The sequence below is a fragment of the Streptomyces longisporus genome (assembly GCF_039532765.1).
GTDB lineage: Bacteria > Actinomycetota > Actinomycetes > Streptomycetales > Streptomycetaceae > Streptomyces > Streptomyces longisporus.
In genome coordinates, this window is the sequence record NZ_BAAASG010000007.1 from 725,211 (window position 1) to 740,919 (window position 15,709).

At 71.5% G+C, this 15,709-nt stretch carries 15 protein-coding genes and 3 pseudogenes; 5 read left to right on the forward strand and 13 right to left on the reverse strand.

The annotated features are described in order from the left end of the window. Window positions 1-34: 34 nt before the first annotated feature. The 3 genes and pseudogenes from ABD355_RS14940 to ABD355_RS14950 form a co-directional block, all read right to left on the reverse strand. Window positions 35-724 carry a polysaccharide deacetylase family protein gene (locus ABD355_RS14940; RefSeq protein WP_344400751.1) on the reverse strand — a complete coding sequence of 230 codons (690 nt, stop codon included), beginning with the start codon at window positions 722-724 and terminating at the stop codon, window positions 35-37. Further along, entirely contained in the window at window positions 721-1,395 is a 675-nt protein-coding gene (locus tag ABD355_RS14945; protein WP_344400752.1) for a glycoside hydrolase family 11 protein, read from the reverse strand. Before ABD355_RS14945 ends, ABD355_RS14940 begins: the two co-directional genes overlap by 4 nt. Before the next feature lie 224 nt (window positions 1,396-1,619). Further along, window positions 1,620-2,138 (reverse strand): annotated as a pseudogene (locus ABD355_RS14950) (endonuclease/exonuclease/phosphatase family protein); the annotation flags it as partial. Here ABD355_RS14950 and ABD355_RS14955 point away from each other — a divergent pair. Then, window positions 2,137-2,307: pseudogene (locus tag ABD355_RS14955) on the forward strand (endonuclease/exonuclease/phosphatase family protein); the annotation flags it as partial. The pseudogenes ABD355_RS14950 and ABD355_RS14955 overlap by 2 nt on opposite strands. 7 nt (window positions 2,308-2,314) lie before the next feature. On the opposite strand, the pseudogene ABD355_RS44690 reads toward ABD355_RS14955, so the two are convergent. From ABD355_RS44690 to egtA, 5 genes and pseudogenes are all read right to left on the reverse strand, one after another. Then, window positions 2,315-2,417, reverse strand: a pseudogene (locus tag ABD355_RS44690) (endonuclease/exonuclease/phosphatase family protein); the annotation flags it as partial. A gap of 321 nt (window positions 2,418-2,738) precedes the next feature. Further along, entirely contained in the window at window positions 2,739-3,701 is a 963-nt protein-coding gene (gene egtD, locus ABD355_RS14960; protein WP_344400754.1) for an L-histidine N(alpha)-methyltransferase, read from the reverse strand. Continuing rightward, a complete protein-coding gene (gene egtC / locus ABD355_RS14965; protein WP_344400755.1) occupies window positions 3,698-4,489 on the reverse strand; it encodes an ergothioneine biosynthesis protein EgtC in 792 nt (263 codons plus the stop codon). Before egtC ends, egtD begins: the two co-directional genes overlap by 4 nt. Continuing rightward, entirely contained in the window at window positions 4,489-5,823 is a 1,335-nt protein-coding gene (egtB, locus tag ABD355_RS14970) for an ergothioneine biosynthesis protein EgtB (protein WP_344400756.1), read from the reverse strand. Before egtB ends, egtC begins: the two co-directional genes overlap by 1 nt. After that, window positions 5,820-7,139 carry an ergothioneine biosynthesis glutamate--cysteine ligase EgtA gene (egtA, locus tag ABD355_RS14975; RefSeq protein ID WP_344400757.1) on the reverse strand — a complete coding sequence of 440 codons (1,320 nt, stop codon included), beginning with the start codon at window positions 7,137-7,139 and terminating at the stop codon, window positions 5,820-5,822. The genes egtB and egtA overlap by 4 nt, the downstream gene beginning before the upstream one ends. Window positions 7,140-7,427: 288 nt before the next feature. Between egtA and ABD355_RS14980 the strand changes: the two genes are divergently transcribed. Beyond that, window positions 7,428-8,258 (forward strand): TIGR02452 family protein, encoded by an 831-nt coding sequence (locus ABD355_RS14980; protein ID WP_344400758.1) that lies wholly within the window; start codon window positions 7,428-7,430, stop codon window positions 8,256-8,258. Between the two features lie 109 nt (window positions 8,259-8,367). Here the strand turns inward: ABD355_RS14980 and ABD355_RS14985 are convergent, their stop codons facing one another. Beyond that, window positions 8,368-8,793 carry a cupin domain-containing protein gene (locus ABD355_RS14985; protein ID WP_344400759.1) on the reverse strand — a complete coding sequence of 142 codons (426 nt, stop codon included), beginning with the start codon at window positions 8,791-8,793 and terminating at the stop codon, window positions 8,368-8,370. A 106-nt stretch (window positions 8,794-8,899) separates the two neighbouring features. Between ABD355_RS14985 and ABD355_RS14990 the strand changes: the two genes are divergently transcribed. The 3 genes from ABD355_RS14990 (at window position 8,900) to ABD355_RS15000 (ending at window position 11,625) form a co-directional block, all read left to right on the forward strand. Then, complete coding sequence (locus ABD355_RS14990; protein ID WP_344400760.1) at window positions 8,900-9,577, forward strand: helix-turn-helix transcriptional regulator; 678 nt, start codon at window positions 8,900-8,902, stop codon at window positions 9,575-9,577. After that, window positions 9,577-10,008, forward strand: coding sequence for a hypothetical protein (locus tag ABD355_RS14995; RefSeq protein WP_344400761.1), 432 nt, complete (start codon window positions 9,577-9,579; stop codon window positions 10,006-10,008). Before ABD355_RS14990 ends, ABD355_RS14995 begins: the two co-directional genes overlap by 1 nt. Window positions 10,009-10,248: 240 nt before the next feature. Then, window positions 10,249-11,625 (forward strand): phosphatase PAP2 family protein, encoded by a 1,377-nt coding sequence (locus ABD355_RS15000; protein ID WP_344400762.1) that lies wholly within the window; start codon window positions 10,249-10,251, stop codon window positions 11,623-11,625. Between the two features lie 40 nt (window positions 11,626-11,665). On the opposite strand, the gene ABD355_RS15005 is transcribed toward ABD355_RS15000, so the two are convergent. The 4 genes from ABD355_RS15005 to ABD355_RS15020 all read right to left on the reverse strand — a co-directional run bounded on the left by ABD355_RS15005 (window position 11,666) and on the right by ABD355_RS15020 (window position 15,508). Then, complete coding sequence (locus tag ABD355_RS15005) at window positions 11,666-12,112, reverse strand: type II toxin-antitoxin system PemK/MazF family toxin (RefSeq protein WP_115910814.1); 447 nt, start codon at window positions 12,110-12,112, stop codon at window positions 11,666-11,668. A gap of 95 nt (window positions 12,113-12,207) precedes the next feature. Then, window positions 12,208-13,695 (reverse strand): flotillin family protein, encoded by a 1,488-nt coding sequence (locus tag ABD355_RS15010; protein WP_344400763.1) that lies wholly within the window; start codon window positions 13,693-13,695, stop codon window positions 12,208-12,210. Window positions 13,696-13,838: 143 nt separating this feature from the next. Then, window positions 13,839-14,057, reverse strand: a complete 219-nt coding sequence (locus ABD355_RS15015; protein ID WP_344400764.1) for a hypothetical protein — start codon at window positions 14,055-14,057, stop codon at window positions 13,839-13,841. A gap of 26 nt (window positions 14,058-14,083) precedes the next feature. Continuing rightward, window positions 14,084-15,508, reverse strand: a complete 1,425-nt coding sequence (locus ABD355_RS15020; RefSeq protein ID WP_344400765.1) for an amidase — start codon at window positions 15,506-15,508, stop codon at window positions 14,084-14,086. Window positions 15,509-15,709: the final 201 nt, after the last annotated feature.

Sequence of the window (15,709 nt, forward strand, 5' to 3'; positions counted from 1 at the left end):
GGGTGGCGGCCGGTGTTCGTGCGGGTGGTGCCGGTCAGGACGGGGCCACGGCGCGGCCGGTCTGCGGGGAGATCATGCCTGCGCACAGATTGCGGGCGGCCAGGCCCCGCGCGATACGGGGGATCGCGGCGACCGTGTTGGCGGGCCAGTCGTGCATGAGGATGACCTGCCCGTTGGTGAGCCGGCCGGCGGCGGCCACGATCGCATCCGTACTGGCGCCGTTCCAGTCCTGCGAATCGACCTGCCAGAGGACCTCCGTCAGACCGTACTTGGCCTCCACGGCCTTCACGGTGGCGTTGGTCTCGCCGTACGGCGGCCGGAACAGTCTCGGCGTGCCGCCTCCCGAGGCCGCGATGGCCTGCTGGGTGCGGGAGATCTCCGAGTCGATCTGCGCCTGGCCGAGCTGGGTCAGGTGCGGGTGGGTGTAGCTGTGGTTGCCGACCCACATGCCCGCGGCGACCTGGGCCCTCACCTGCGCCGGGTAGGCGGCGGCGTAGCGGCCCTCGTTGAACATCGTGGCCCGCAGCCCGTTCTGCTTCAGGGCGCCCAGCAGGGCCGGTGTGTTGCCGGACGGGCCGTCGTCGAAGGTGAGCCCGACGTAGCCCGCGCAGGTGGCGGCCCGCGCCGGGGCGGCGTGGAGGGTGAGGATGCCCGTGGCGGCCAGGGCGACGGCGGCCAGCGTCGTCGTCCAGGGGCGTGACGGGAGGCCTCGTCCGGTGCTCATCCCGACACCGTGATGTTGGAGCTGCCGCTGCTCTGGTAACCCTCGGTCGCGAGGATCATGTAGTACTTGAAGCTGCCGAGGGGCATCCCGGCGCGGGCCCAGGCGTCGAAGTGGTTGCCGGTGGTGATGGTGCCGCCGGTCCGCCTCGACTGCCGCACGCTCCAGTACTGGTTGAAGGTCCTGTTGCCCTCGACGGACGGCGCGTTGTACCGCGTCGTCTGGTAGATGTCGTACGTGCCGCCGTCGCTGGAGACCGTGCCCTTGTACGCTCCCGTGGGCCGGTAGCTGCCCCAGTTGTCGACGATGTAGTACTCGACGAGCGGGTTCGACGTCCAGCCGTACAGCGACAGATAGCCGTTGCCGGACGGGTTGAAGCTGCCCGAGTAGCTCACGTTCCTGCGCCCGCCGGTGCTCCAGCCCTTGCCGGCGACGAAGTTGCCGGTGTTCCGCCAGCTGGTGCTGTAGTTGCCGCCGGAGTTCAGAGTCATGGAGACCGTGCCCTGCGCGTCGGTCCAGAACGAGTAGTAGAAGCCGTTGTTGGTGCCGGTCTGGTTCGTGGTGACGACCGTGGCGGCGCGGGCGGTGCCGGGCAGGGCCAGCGCCGCGGTGGTGCCCAGCAGCAGCGCGCAGGCGCCCCTGCGGCTCAACGGGTGTGCGGGTGCGATGTCCATGTGCGGGGTTCCTCCTCGTCGTCCGAGGCCGGATTGAGGCCGGGATGTGGTCCAAGAGTGTTGGCCTGTCCCCGTCAAGCGTCAATGGTTTCGGCATTGATCGCGAAACATTCGTTGTGTTGGACAGCGGTTATCTGCCATGGAAGGGAATATCCGGACCATGCCTGATCGCGAGGTCTCGAATGTTTCGAAGGTTTTCCGGACCGCCGAGTCGGTGAATGGGATTAGGTTGCGTCCAGGTCGGCGAAGAGCAGGTGGTGGTCCGAGTACGAGGTGGGTTGCACGCGGTGCGCGAGCGGGGCGATGCCTCGTAGGAAGACATAGTCGAACCTGCTGTGCCAGTCGGTGGTCGGCTCGCAGGTCCCGGCGGGCGAGGGACGGCACCGGGGGTCTGCATCCGCGGCCAGTGCCCACATCGGGGCGAGTTCGGGGGCGTCACGTGCGGCGTTGAAGTCACCGAGGACGACGGCGCGGTCGTGCCGGGCGACCTCGGTGGCGAGTACGGCGGTCTGGTCCGCGCGGACCGCCTCCTGACGCCGTTGGGCGAGGTGGGTGTTGAAGACCCGGACGGGCCGGCCGTCCACCGTGGTGGTGACGGCCAGGTAGCCACGGTCCTCGGAGCCGCCGTCGGGGTATTCCACGGTGACGCGGTCTGTCATCGGCGCCGCCGAGAGGACCGCCTGGCCGAAGCCCCCCGGACGCCACGGCACCCCACCGCAGCGACCCCAACTCCGAAGAACGCCCGCCGATGCCGCCAGGGACGTCGTACCGAACCGGGTCATGACGGAACCTCTGCAACCCCTGCGAGGCGGGCAACGTCGACCGGGCGGCGGAGATCGCCACGTATGCGCCCCGGTCATCGGCCTGCAGGAAGCGTGCATGAGTGACGTCGAGCGGATCCGGGACCACCTGAGGCGCCGTGACCTGGCGAAGAGGGCACCGTCCGGGACACTGGGGCCGACGAGCAGCATGCAGGCCACGACCATGGCGCCGGCAAGCAACCGCGTGCCCCTTTCGAGCACCGTGGCCTCCTCGCGGCGTCCGACGTCTCCCTGCACGAGGTTATGGGGCTCGGTTGCCGGCAAGGGTGTTGTGCCAGATCTCGAACCGGTGGCCGGCCGCCGCCTCACGTGCGGCGGGCCCGCCAGGGGCGCAAATGAGACAGCAGCACCCACAGTGTGCTCGGCGTCGTCGGCGCGTGCCCTCGGCGGCGGTTCCGGCTCGGACGGCAAGGGCGCGACGGCGACCCGATCCGCGTCAGCCCGTCCTGACAGGAGCTGTCCGCAGTCACAACTGACGGGGCCCGACCGCCGTTCCCGGCGGTCGGGCCCAGGGCGCGCAGGTCAGCGCGCCACGCTCAGCGACAGCGCGAAGCGGTCCTCCTCATCCGTCCACCAGTGGGCCAACTCCAGCCCCGCCGCGGATAGTTCGCTCCGTACCCCCTCCTTGCGGAACTTCGCCGACACCTCGGTGCGCAGTTCCTCGCCCGCGTCGAAGTCAACGGCGAGATCGAGAGCGGGGATCTTCACCGACTGCGCGGTGCGTGAGCGCAGACGCATCTCGATCCACTCGTTGGCGGGGTCCCACAGGGCGACGTGGTCGAAGGCACCGGGGTCGAAGTCGGCGCCCAGCTCGCGGTTGACGACGGTGAGGACGTTCTTGTTGAAGGCCGCCGTCACACCGGCCGCGTCGTCGTATGCCCGGACCAGCACCTTCTCGTCCTTGACCAGGTCCGTGCCGAGCAGCAGCGCGTCACCGGGGGTGAGGAGGGAGCGGACCGAGGCGAGGAAGGCGGCCCGTTCGACCGGCAGCAGGTTGCCGATCGTGCCGCCGAGGAACGCGATCAGCCGAGGGCCCGGCGTGTCCGGCAGCGTCACGCTCGCCGTGAAGTCGGCGATCAGCGCATGGACCTGCAGGCCGGGACGCTCGGCGACGAGCGCCTGCCCGGCCTGGGTGAGGGCGCTCTCGCTGACGTCGACGGGTACGTACGTGTGCAGCCCGGTCAGCGCGTCCAGCAGATGGCGCGTCTTCTCCGACGACCCGGAGCCGAGTTCGATCAGCGTGCGGGCGTGCGTCGCCGCGGCGATGTCGGCGGAGCGGGCGATGAGGATCTCCCGCTCGGCGCGTGTCGGGTAGTACTCGGGCAGCTCGGTGATCTGCTCGAACAGCACGCTGCCGTGGGCGTCGTAGAACCACTTCGGCGGCAGCGTCTTGGGTGTGCCGGTCAGGCCGTGCAGGACGTCGGCGCGCAGGGCGGCGTCCGTGGCGTCCTCGGGCAGGGTGCGGGTGAGAAGGAACGGACTCACGTACGGGGCTCCTTCGGCAGTGCGGGGGCCGAGGCGTCGCTCGGCTCCTTGAGGGGGGTGAGCAGCACGTCGGTGCGGCTCGCCGCGAGCAGGGTGCGGTCGGGGACCTCCTGCCAGTGCGGGTCGTCGTCGTAGGGCTCGGAGGCCACGACGGTGCCGCGGCCGGGCCGGGACAGATACCAGAGGGTGTCGCCCCAGGTGGTCGCGGTGATGGTCGCGCCGTTGGTGAGCAGCAGGTTGAGGCGGGAGCCGGGGGCCGCCTCGGCGACCTCCACGACCGTGTCGGCCAGCGCCTGCCCCTCGTCGTCCCCGGCCCGCAGCCGCGCCAGGACCAGTGCCCACACGAGCGCCGAGTCGTTGCGGGCCTCCATCGACAGCACGTCGACCGCGGGCAGGCTCGCCACCAGGGGCGCCAGCGAACCCGGCCACCCCTTCACCGCACCGTTGTGGCTGAACAGCCAGGGCCCGGCCGCATACGGCGCCGCCGCGGCCTCCGCGTCGGCACCCGACAGGGTCGCATCCCGTACGGCGGCCAGGACCGCCCCCGAGCGCACGACGCGGGCCAGGTCGGCGAAGGACAGATCGGCCCAGATGGGCCCGGCCCGGCGGTAGCGGGCCGGCACCGGGTCGCCCTCGGCGTACCAACCCACCCCGAAACCATCCGCGTTGACCGTCCCGTACTGCTGCCGCCGGGGCGCCCACGACTGGCGGTAGAGGCCGTGCGCGGGCTCCACGAGGACCCTGCCGAGCGGCTCCTCGGGCCCCAGATAGGCCAGGTGTCGGCACATCAGACGTCTCCCGCGGAGCGGGCGGTGCGGAACCCCGAGAAGATCTGCCGCCGGATCGGGTAGTCCCAGTTGCGGAACGTCCCCCGGCAGGCCACCGGGTCCACCGCGAACGAACCACCGCGCAGCACCTTGTACTCGGGCCCGAAGAACACCTCCGAGTACTCCTTGTAGGGGAAGGCCTCGAAGCCGGGGTAGGGCGCGAGGTCGCTCGACGTCCACTCCCACACGTCCCCGATCAACTGCCGTACGCCGAGCGGGGACTCGCCCGCGGGGTAGCTGCCGGCCGGGGCCGGGCGCAGATGCCGCTGCCCGAGGTTGGCATGCTCGGGCGCCGGATCGGCGTCGCCCCACGGGTAGCGCATCGAGCGTCCGCTCGCGGGGTCGTGGCGGGCGGCCTTCTCCCACTCGGCCTCGGTGGGCAGCCGCCGTCCGGCCCAGCGGGCGTAGGCGTCCGCCTCGTACCAGCACACGTGCACGACCGGCTCGTCGGGCGGTACGACTTCGGTGATGCCGAACCGGCGCCGCAGCCACTGCCTGCCGTCACGGCGCCAGAACAGCGGGGCGTCGATCGAGTGCTCGCGGATGTGAGCCCAGCCGGCCGCCGTCCACCAGCGCTCGTTGCCGTAGCCGCCGTCGTCGATGAACGCCTGGTAGGCGGCGTTGGTCACCGGCGTGGTGTCGATGTAGAAGGGCGCCACCTCACGCCGGTGCGCCGGGCGTTCGTTGTCCAGCGCCCACGGCTCGGTGGAGGTGCCCATGGTGAACGGGCCGCCCGGGACGAGGACTTCGGCCGGCCCGGTGAACAGTGGTACGGGGTCCGGGTCCGGGGCGGTCAGGGCCTGCGGGCCCTTGCGGAGCTGATGGGTGATCAGCATCGTCTCGTCGTGCTGCTGTTCGTGCTGCGCGATCATCCCGAAGGCGAAGCCCGCCTCCGTGAGCCGGGTGCCGTGGAAGTCGGCGCTCTCCAGCAGGTCCATCACACGCCCGCGCACCTCGGCCGCGTAGGTGCGGGCCTCGGCGGGCGGCAGCAGCGGCAGCGAGGGCCGTTCGGAGCGCGGGTGCTCGAAGGCGTCGTAGAGGCCGTCGATCTCGGGGCGCATCGCCTCCCGGCCGGCGACGGCCCGCAGCAGCCACAGCTCCTCCTGGTTGCCGATGTGCGCCAGGTCCCACACCAGCGGCGACATCAGCGGCGAGTGCTGCGCGGTCAGGTCGGGCTCCTCGACACAGCTGGTCAGGAGCGTGGTGCGGTCGCGAGCGGTGGTCAGGGTGGTCAGGGCCCGCTCGCGCAGGGTCTCTGCGTCGATCGAGGACTCGTCGAGGGCGGGATCGGTCATGATGTGCGGAGATCCTTCCCGTGCGGGCGCCGGTCGGTGCCGCGCACCCGGTCCAGCAGGTCGTCGGCGGGGCTGCGGCCCTGGCTGACATAGCGGTCCAGATACGCCGCCACGGCATCCGTGACCCGGGTGGTGGCGCCGAGCCGGGGCAGGGCCTCGAGCGCCGCCGTGAAGCAGGTGACGGCCGCCTCCTGCAGCTCGGGGTCGGCCAGGCCGTCTCGGGCCGCGTCGATCCACAGCGGATTGTGCGGCGCCGCCAGCGTCAGCGCCCGTTCGGCCAGGGGCTTCACGGTGCGGTACGCGGTCTCGGCGGCCTGAGGGTCGTCGAAGAGCGCCTTCGTCACCGCGAGCGGGACGATCCACCCGTCCTCGCCGGGCTGTGCGTCGATCATGCGCAGTTCGAGGAAGCCACGCGGTCTGACCGGCGGGAACAGCGTCGTGATGTGGTAGTCGAGGTCCTCGCGGGTGGGCGGGCGCGGCGCCCCCGACCTGGTCCACTCCCGGAAGGTCAGCCCCTCCGGAACGTCCCAGGGCCCCTCGTCCCCCCGTATGCACATCACCGGCGCGTCCATGACGTGCCGCGCCCAGGCCCGGCGGGGATCCCCGTCCAGCGGGGGCGCGCCCGCGCGGCCCGGACCGATCTCCAGCCACAGCAGCTGCCGGGTGGAGCGCCAGCCGGTGGGTTCGTGTCGGGCCAGCGGTGAGTTGGCGAATGCGGCCACCAGGACCGCGCCCAGCTGGTGCGCCAGCCACCAGCGGCGGCCGTGGCCGAGGGGGCCGGGCTCCTCGTATCCGGCGTCCAGGCAGACCTGGACGGAGGCCGAGGTGCACATCATGCGGCGCCCGGACGGGCCGGTGCGGTCCAGGCAGGTCTCCATGGCGTCGTAGCGCCGCTCGTGCAGGAACCGGCGGGGCGGATGCCAGGGGTCGTGGCCGATGCCGACGAGGCCCAGATCCTGCCCGGCGAGGACCGAGCGTACGGCGTCGAGGTCGGCGGAGACGGTACCGATGCACTCCATCAGGGAGGTGGCGGGCGGCGAGCTCAGCTCCAGCTGGCCGCCGGGCTCGACGGTGAGCGCCGACCTCAGGGGCACGGTCCGCAGTGCGGCGTAGGCCGCTTCGAGTCGTTCGGGTGTGACGGGGAGTTGCGGTGTGCGCAGCTCGTGGACCAGCCATTCCACTTCGACCCCGACAGTGCGGGGCGGGCCGGTCTTGAAACAGATGCCCCGGACCAGTGCCTCCACCTCGGCTGGGGTGAGGGCGGTGCGGGGCTCCGTACAGTCGCTCGCCGGAGCGGCGCTCGGCATATCTGACATGTCGGGAACCTCCTGAGATTCGACCGTGTCGCCGGCCCGGCCCGGCAGGTGCCCGGACGGCAGCACTCGTCCCACCCAAGACCCTCCCGCCGCATCGCACAAGGGTGCGTATCGGCATGTTCCGGCTCGGTAATCTCCTCGTTCCGGGCGTTTCCTGTGGCTTTCCTGGGCGTTCGCGGACGCGGAAACTCTGTTGCACCGCACGTCCAGGATCGCCCACGATCGGTCCATGAGCACGACGGGGGAGCGCGCACGGCGCGCGAGCATGGCGCACACGGGGGTGGCGCCATGAGCGCGCGCCTGCGCGGCATCGCACAGCAGACGCAACAGATCGTGGCGGCGGGCGCCTATCAGACGTCCGACGGGCGCGAGGTGTCCCTTGCCGCGGCGGTGGAGGCGGCGCGGTCCGCTACGCGGATGTACGGGCCGGAGCCCGTGCAGGTGTCACCGACCGCCACTGCCGACACGTTCTTCGAGGTCACGGGCGAGAGCAGCCTGGAGGCGGCGCGCCGGATCGGCGGGAGGGTCGCGGTGCTGAACTTCGCCTCGGCCCGCAACCCCGGCGGCGGTTTCCTCAACGGCGCCCAGGCCCAGGAAGAGGCCCTGTGCCGCGCCTCCGCGCTGTACACGTGCCTGCTGCGGGCCCCGGAGTTCTACGACCACCACCGCACCCACCGCGACCCGTTCTACACCGACCGGGTCATCCACTCCCCGGCGGTGCCCGTCTTCCGCGACGACCGCGGCCGCCTGCTGGACGAGCCGTACACCGCGGGCTTCCTGACCGCGGCCGCCCCGAACGCGGGAGTGATCAGGCGTACGGCGCCGCAGCGCGCGGCCGAGCTGCCGCAGGCCCTGGCCGTCCGCGCCGAGCGGGTGCTGGAGACGGCCGCCGTCCACGGCTACCGGCGACTGGTGCTGGGCGCATGGGGCTGCGGGGTCTTCCAGAACGACCCGGCGCAGGTGGCGGGCGCCTTCCGGGCGCTGCTCGGCCGGGACGGCCGATTCGCCCGGGCCTTCGAGCGGGTGACGTTCGGGATCCTGGACCGCACGACGGGCCATACCGTCCGAGGCGCGTTCGCACAGGCGTTTCCGGTGGCGCAGCCGCAGTCGAGTCGGTGAGTCCCCCGCAGACGGGGGATGCTGCGGGGGACTCACACAGGAAGACGGACGAAAGTCGGTCCGCGTTCCCCGCTCCAGTACTTTGCTTCTCGTTGCTTTCCCACAGGCCTCATCGGTCCTGTGCGGTGCGGTCTCGGGGAGCCTGGCCGATCTGCAGGCCGGGACGGCGCCGGTGGACCGTGAGATAGGCGAGGCCGTCGTCCCCCGCGGTGATGCTGCGGGTGGAGCCGTGGGGGAGCCAGAGCAAGGTGCCGGTGTTCAGGGACTGCGGTTCGTCCTGCGGACCGGCGCCGAGGACGCCGTCGCCGGCGACGACGAGCACCAGTACGTCCAGGTCGGGCTCCGCGTGCGGGGCGATATGGCGGCCCGGAGTCAAACGGACCACATTGGCGTCGAGTTGGCGTCCGCTCTCGGCGAGCTTCCACAGCACCGCGGTTTCGCTCGAAGCCGTGGCGCTCAAGGCGTCGGTGTTGCCCAGGATGAGCGGCATCGCCGCCTCCGCCTTCCGGCCCACCTGCCTCTCGGCCTTGCTCATCGGCCCGCCTCCATCTGTCCGCACTCGCCGGCCCTGCCGCTTGCCCACCAATTATTACAAGTATTATTTGGAGAAAATGGTCGCAGGTGGGAGGGGAGTGAGGGGTATGCCGGGGGCGCACAGAAGCCCGCGTCGGCGCGAGGTCCTCGACGTGCTGCGCACGGCCGCGGCCCCCCTCGGTGTGGCGGAGACGGCCGAGCGCATCGGCGTCCATCCCAACACCGTCCGCTTCCATCTGGAGGCGCTGGCGGGCGAGGGTCTCGTCGAACGGCGCGTACTGGAGCCCTCCGGGCCCGGGCGGCCGCGCACCGTCTACGCCCCGAGGCCGGGCATGGACCGTGGCGGAACCCGCAGCTATCGGCTGCTCGCGCAGATGCTGCTCGGCCGGATCGCCGCCACGGGGTCCGATGCTCGGTCCACCGCGATGGAGGCCGGCCGGTCCTGGGGCCGTTCCCTGGTCGAGGCGCCGCCCCCGTCCCGGCGGCCCACCTCCGAGGAGTCGGCGGGCCGGCTCGTCGAGCTGCTGGACGGCCTCGGCTTCGCCCCGGACCCGGAAGGCGGCAAGGTCCCCGCACGGATCCGGCTGCGGCACTGCCCTTTCCTCGAACTCGCCGAGGAGTACGGCGAGTTGGTCTGCCCCCTCCATCTGGCCCTGATGCAGGGCGCACTGGCCGAGCTGCGCGCCCCGCTGACCGCGACCGATCTGGAACCCTTCGCCGAACCCGATGCGTGCCTGGCCCATCTGGCGCCCGCACCGCAGCAGACAGCAGAAAGGCATCCTTGATGTACCCCACGTGGGCCGCAGTGGCGGCCGCGATCACCTTCGTCTGGCTCGGCATGGTGCTGGCGATCTCCTTCCTGGAAGCACCGCTGAAGTTCCGCGCGCCCGGCGTGACCATTCCCATCGGACTGGGGATCGGCCGGCTGGTCTTCCGGGCGCTGAACCTCACCGAGGCCGTGCTCGCCGTCGTGGTCGTGGCCGCCGTCGCGGCCGGCGATCCGCCCGGCCGGGTCGCGGGGCCGGCCGCCGCGGCGGTGGTGCTGCTCCTCGCGCAACTGTTCGCGGTACGCCCGCGCCTCAACCGTAGGTCGGACCGGGTACTGGCGGGCGAGGACCTGCCCCGCTCGCGAGACCACCTGTACTACGTCGCCCTCGAAGCCGCCAAGGTCGCGGCCCTGATCGCCCTGGGAATCGGTCTGCTGACTGCCGGGTGAGGGAACCTTCTTCGGGTCGCACGGGTCTTCTCACTCGGTGCGGGCGTCGAGAGATCGTCCGTGGCCAGGGAAACCCACTTGCGCCGCCCCGATAGCATGTTCGAGCCCACGACGATCGCCGCCCTAGTCCGCCCTCTACCGAAAAGCCTTGCCGGCCAGCACGAAAAGCGACCTGACCAACCAACATCTAAAAAATCGGCCAGCCAATTGATACCCAGAGAATCGCGGCGCTTCCCGCGAATGAGATCCAGTTCTTCCTCCGCCACCGGGTGGCGGCCGCGGACGGTGCTGTGGACCGCGGCGGGTGTAGTGGTGCTCGGATTCCTCCTCGCGTTGGAGGTCGCCGCGCGCCACTACGGCCTGCCGGGGCCACTCACGACCCAGGTGCAAGAGGTGGTACTGCCCCCGAAATCGGGCTTCCTGCTGTACGCCAGCATGGGTTTGATGATGGTGGTGCTCACCCGGCGGCAACGGTTCATCGCGGCGGGTACCGCGATCGGCATCGACATCGTCTTCCTGGTGGTGCGCTGGGCGTGCGACGTCAAGGTGACCGAGGGCCACCATCCGTTCGGGAACGGCGCGTTGTGGGTGATACTGGGCTGCGCCGTCATCGCCGTCACGCGCCGCACCGGCCAGGAACGGATCCTGCTGCTGAAGGGCGTCGGGCTCGCCCTGCTGCTGGTGGCCGGCCGTAAGACCGGTGACACCTGGCTGCTCATCACCTCGAAGACGCGCACGATGGTGCTCGACCAGTACGTGGCAACCGCCGATCACGCACTGGGCAATCCGTCCTGGCTGGTGGGCCGGGTCGTCAAGGCCACCGGCCCGGTCGGCTTCCATGTGCTCGACCTCGTCTACGGCCAGCTCGCGGTGGCCGCCGTCGTCGTGACGCTGTACCAACTGCGCAACGTGGCCGCCGAGCGCCGCTTCCCCAGCCACCATCTGGTGCGCACGTTCTTGGTGATCGGCCTCCTGGGACCGGCCATCTACATGATCTTCCCGGTGGTCGGGCCGATCTTCGCCTACGGCACCGGCACGGACCAGTGGCCCTCGCCCGACCTGGGGCCGGACGCACTGCCCACCGTGCACTGGGCGGTGGCCGACCTGTGGCCGGGCACGATGCCGCCGCTCAAGGCCCCGCACCCGATGCCGTTCGACGCGTTCACCCCACGCAACTGCATGCCCAGCCTGCACACGGCGTGGGCCACCGCGATCTTCATCCATTCCCGGAAGGGCCCACGGGCCCTGCGCTTCGCCGGCACGTTCTGGCTGATCGCGACGCTCTGCGCCACCCTGGGCTTCGGCTACCACTACGGCGCGGACCTCATCGCGGGCGCGGTGTTCACGCTCACCATCGAGGCAGCCCTGCGCGCGCAGACCCGCGGCTGGGACCGGTCGGGGATCCGGCTGGTCGCCCACGGCGCAACGGTCTTCGCCGCACTGTTGGTGTCGTACCGCTGTCTGCCGATGGACATGGCCAGGCACCCGTGGCTGTTCGGGCCGCTGCTCCTGCTGGCGATGATCTCGGTGATCTACGACTATGTACGGACCACCAGAGCGTGGGAACCGACGCCAGCTCCGGCACGGCAACTGGAGCCCCAGCCCGAACCGGCATGACATGCGTGAGGCCCCGGCCGGTCAGGCCGGGGCCCGGCGTTCAGCTCCAGCCGTAGCGCTCCGCCAGCCGCTGCCGCACCAGGTTGAACCGCCCCCGGTCCAGGGCGCAGGCCTCGCGGCGCATGCCGTCCTCGTGCAGCCGCAGCACCCGGTCCACGTCGATCCAGGAGTCGCGCCCCGACCGGTCCCAGGGCCCGCTGCCGATCGCCACCCACTCACGGTCGTCGTCGTGCCGCTTGCTGGACAGCTGCACGGCGAGCAGCGTGCCGGCGCTCTCGCGGGCGACGACGAGCACCGGGCGGTCCTTGCCGCGGCCGTCGTTCTCCTCGAAGGGCACCCAGGTCCACACGATCTCGCCGGGGTCCGGGTCCCCGTCGTGCGCGGGGGAGTACTCGGTGCGCACCCTGCCGACCTGGCGGGGGTCGGCCTCGGTGGTGGCGGTGGGGCCGAAGCGGCCCGGGACGTTCTCATCGGTAAACGCAGTCACGCAGGCACCTTAGAGGGGCGGGGCAGCTCAGCAGGCCGGGGGCCCTCGAAACCGAGGGGCCCCCGGGAGCTGTTGTCGTATCCGCGCCGGTGCGGCTATCCCTCCTTCTCCACCGGCACCTTCTGCGACGGCGGTGCCGCTATCCCGTTCAGGGACGGCGCGGTGCCGTGCGGGGTCTGCCCGTTCTGGTTCATCGAGGCCAGCAGCTGGCGGGCCAGACCGAGGCCGGTGCCGCCCATGGTGAGTGCCTTGGCGAGCATGTCGGCCATGCCGTCCGCGCCGTTGAGCACCACCATGTTGTCGACGCTACCGAACGCGGACGCGCCCGCCTTGACGATCTCCGGCCAGTTCTCGGCGAGTTGCTGGGCGACGACCGCCTCCTGGTTCTCGGCGAGGGCCGCGGCCCGCGCCTTGATGGCCTCCGCCTCCGCGAGGCCCTTGGCCTTCGTCGCCTCGGCGTCCGCCAGGCCCTTGGCCTGCGCTGCGGCGGCCTCGGCCTCACCGGTGACCTTGGTCGCCGTAGCAGCCGCGGCACCGCGTGCCTTGGTCGCCTCGGCCTCGGCGCTCGCGGCCGTCTTGACCCGGGTCGCCTCGGCGGCGGCCGCCAGCTCGGTCTCCTTCGCCTTGGCCTGCGCCGCCGAGATCCGCGCGTCGCGCTCGGCCTCGGCCAGCGTGCGCTTCTCGTAGGCCTTGGCGTCCGCGGGCTTGCGGACGTCCGCCTGGAGCTGCTGCTCCCGCCGGTGCGCCTCGAGTTCGGCGACCCGGGTCTCCTGGACGACGACCTCCTGCCGGGCCGCGGCATCGGCGAGCGGACCCGCCTGCCGTGCCTGTGCGGCCGCCTTGTCCCGCTCGGCCTGGTAACCGGCCTGCAGGATCTCGCTGTCCCGGGTGGCCTCCGCCATCCGCGCGAACGACTGCTGCTCGGCCTCGGTGGCCAGCCGGTTCGACTCCGCCTGCGCGATCCGCGCGTCCCGCTGGACGGCGGAGGCGTGCGGTGCGGCCAGGTTCTGGATGTACCCCGTCGGGTCCTCGATCTCGTGGATCTGCAGGGAGTCCACGATGAGCCCCAGCTTCTCCATCTCCGTGCCGCAGGCGGCCCGGGTCTGTGCGGTGAGCTTCTCCCGGTCGCGGATCATGTCCTCGACGGTCAAGCCGCCGACGATGGAGCGCAGATGACCGGCGAACACGTTGTGGACCCGCTCCGCCATCAGCTTCTGCTGGTCGAGGAAGCGGCGGGACGCGTTCGCGATCGACACATAGTCGTCGCCCACCTTGAAGATGACCACGCCCCGCACCTTGAGCGGAATGCCCTGGTGGGTCACGCAGTCCACATGCAGTTCGGTCTCGTTCAGGTCGAGCGAGAGCTTGCGCACCGCCTGCACACCGGGCAGCACGAGAGTGCCGCGCCCGGTGACGATGCGGAATCCCATGCCCTCGCCGAGCCCCTCCGTCTTGTGCTTCGAGCCGGAGATGACGAGCGCCTCGTTGGGCTCGGCGACACGCCACATGAGCTTGAACAGACCGATCAGAACGAGAATGGAGGCAACCACCACTCCCGCAACGACGCCGACAACCATCGGCATACGCCCCCTTTGCATGGTGCCCTTTCGGCACCGAACGAAGGGAGTGTGCTCCTGCGCGAGGCCGGTGAGAAGACGCCCGTGAATCCTTGTCGTTTTCTTGACGCCCGCCCCTTGCCAAGCCTCTCACCTGGGGCGGAGCATGCTCAACTGTCGTATGCGGCAGTGACGTAGACGGTCCTGGGCGGCAGGTACTCGACGACCATCACGACCGTGCCCCGCTCGATCCGGTCGCTCCCTGCGGCCGCGTACGCGAGGAAGTGCTCGGCCCCGCCCCGCACCCGGACGATCACCTCGCCGACGAGCCCGGGCCCGACCGTACCGGTGACCCGCCCCATCAGCCCGACCATCGACGCATCGTCCATGGGCACAGGGTACGGGCCCAGACCGCCTACGCCGCCGGGGAATCCGGGACGGCCCGCTGCGGCGGCCACGCCTCGTGCCAGCGCAGCTCCGCCTCCAGTTGCGCGGCGAGCGAGATCAGCAAGGGCTCGCTGCCGGCCGGCCCGAGCAGCTGTGCCCCGACGGGCAAACCGCCGTTCACGAACCCGGCGGGCACGTTGACCCCGGGCCAGCCCAGCACGTTCCACGGCCAGGCGTACGGGCAGGCGGCGATCATCGCCCGGTCGGTGGCGAAACCGCTCAGCTGCAGCATCGCGCCGATGCGCGGCGGGGGAGCGGCGGTCGTGGGCGCGAGGACGACGTCGTACGACTCGAAGAAGGTGCCGATACGGCGTTGCAGCACCACCTCGGCACGCCGCGCCGCCCGTAGCGGTACCCCGCCGAGCAGCCGGCCGAGCCGGGCGGCCTCGCGGGTGCGCCGGTCCAGGAGGGCGGGGAACGGCGTCTCGGCCACGCGCTCTGCGATGCCGGCGGTGGCGCGGGGGACGAAGGTGAGCCCGATCTGCCCGTAGGGCGGGTCGGCCTCCTCCACGACATGCCCCAACCGGCTGAGCTGCTCGGCCAGTTGGAGCACCCGGGCGCGTACCTCCGGCTGGAGGCGGGCGGGCACGGCGGTGAACGGCGGCTTGAGGGAGAGCGCGATGCGCAGCCGCCCCGGCTCTCGGCCCACCGCTTCCAGGGCGTTGACGGCCGCCGGCCGGTGCGGATCGCGCTCGTGGTTGCCGCTCGCGGCGTCGAGCAGCAGGGCGGCGTCCGCGACCGTGCGGGCGAGGGTGCCGTTCACGGTGATGCCCTGGAAGGACTCGCCGCGCGGCCAGGTGGAGATGCGGCCGCGCTGCGGTTTGATGCCGACGAGGTGGGTCCAGGAGGCGGGGATGCGCACGGATCCGGCTCCGTCCGAGCCGAGCGCGGCGGGCACGAGACCGGCGGCGACGGCGGCGGCCGACCCGCCGGACGAGCCGCCGGGCGTGTGCTCCGGATGCCACGGATTGCGGGTCGCGCCGAAGGCGGGCCCCTCGGTGAAGGGCCACTGCCCGAACTCGCAGGTGTTGGTCTTGCCGACGATCACGGCCCCGGCCGCCCGCAACCGCCGTACCGCCTCGCCGTCCTCCGTGACGGGTGGGAACTCCCCGTCACAGCCGAAAGCGGTCGGCTCACCGGCCACATCCATGTCGTCCTTGACGGCGACGGGCACGCCGAGCAGCGGTGTGCGCATACCGGCGGCCAGTTGCCGGTCCGCCGCGTCGGCCTCGGCGAGGGCGGCCTCGGCGCGCACGATCCGGAAGGCGTTGAGGGAGGGCTGCGTCGCCTCGATCCGCGCGAGGGCCTGCTCGACGAGCGCCCGCGAGGTGGTCTCCCCCTCGGCGAGAGCTCGGGCGGACTCCGCCAGGCCTGCGGCACGGTCGAGCGTCATACGGGACACCTCTCCGGGACGGCGTTGTCTACTGAACGGTAACGTCCTGGGGGCCGAAGTGGTACGGCATCTCGAACATCCCTTCCCTCGGCGGCGATTTGCCGCAAACGCAATCGCCGCACAGGTGCCATCCGGTCCTGCTCCATCCATTGACGCACACTGGCCTCACCTTTACCTTCTGACCGACTCGCCGAACTGTGT

What these genes read in the sequence shown, in the direction of transcription:
- ABD355_RS14995 (WP_344400761.1), top strand. Translation starts at nt 9,577, where the DNA reads ATGTACCCCACGTGGGCCGCAGTGGCGGCCGCGATCACCTTCGTCTGG.
- ABD355_RS14980 (WP_344400758.1), top strand. Translation starts at nt 7,428, where the DNA reads ATGAGCGCGCGCCTGCGCGGCATCGCACAGCAGACGCAACAGATCGTG.
- ABD355_RS14985 (WP_344400759.1), bottom strand. Translation starts at nt 8,793, where the DNA reads ATGAGCAAGGCCGAGAGGCAGGTGGGCCGGAAGGCGGAGGCGGCGATG.
- egtC (WP_344400755.1), bottom strand. Translation starts at nt 4,489, where the DNA reads ATGTGCCGACACCTGGCCTATCTGGGGCCCGAGGAGCCGCTCGGCAGG.
- ABD355_RS15010 (WP_344400763.1), bottom strand. Translation starts at nt 13,695, where the DNA reads ATGCCGATGGTTGTCGGCGTCGTTGCGGGAGTGGTGGTTGCCTCCATT.
- ABD355_RS14940 (WP_344400751.1), bottom strand. Translation starts at nt 724, where the DNA reads ATGAGCACCGGACGAGGCCTCCCGTCACGCCCCTGGACGACGACGCTG.
- egtB (WP_344400756.1), bottom strand. Translation starts at nt 5,823, where the DNA reads ATGACCGATCCCGCCCTCGACGAGTCCTCGATCGACGCAGAGACCCTG.
- ABD355_RS14990 (WP_344400760.1), top strand. Translation starts at nt 8,900, where the DNA reads ATGCCGGGGGCGCACAGAAGCCCGCGTCGGCGCGAGGTCCTCGACGTG.
- ABD355_RS15015 (WP_344400764.1), bottom strand. Translation starts at nt 14,057, where the DNA reads ATGGACGATGCGTCGATGGTCGGGCTGATGGGGCGGGTCACCGGTACG.
- ABD355_RS14945 (WP_344400752.1), bottom strand. Translation starts at nt 1,395, where the DNA reads ATGGACATCGCACCCGCACACCCGTTGAGCCGCAGGGGCGCCTGCGCG.
- egtA (WP_344400757.1), bottom strand. Translation starts at nt 7,139, where the DNA reads ATGTCAGATATGCCGAGCGCCGCTCCGGCGAGCGACTGTACGGAGCCC.
- ABD355_RS15000 (WP_344400762.1), top strand. Translation starts at nt 10,249, where the DNA reads ATGAGATCCAGTTCTTCCTCCGCCACCGGGTGGCGGCCGCGGACGGTG.
- ABD355_RS15020 (WP_344400765.1), bottom strand. Translation starts at nt 15,508, where the DNA reads ATGACGCTCGACCGTGCCGCAGGCCTGGCGGAGTCCGCCCGAGCTCTC.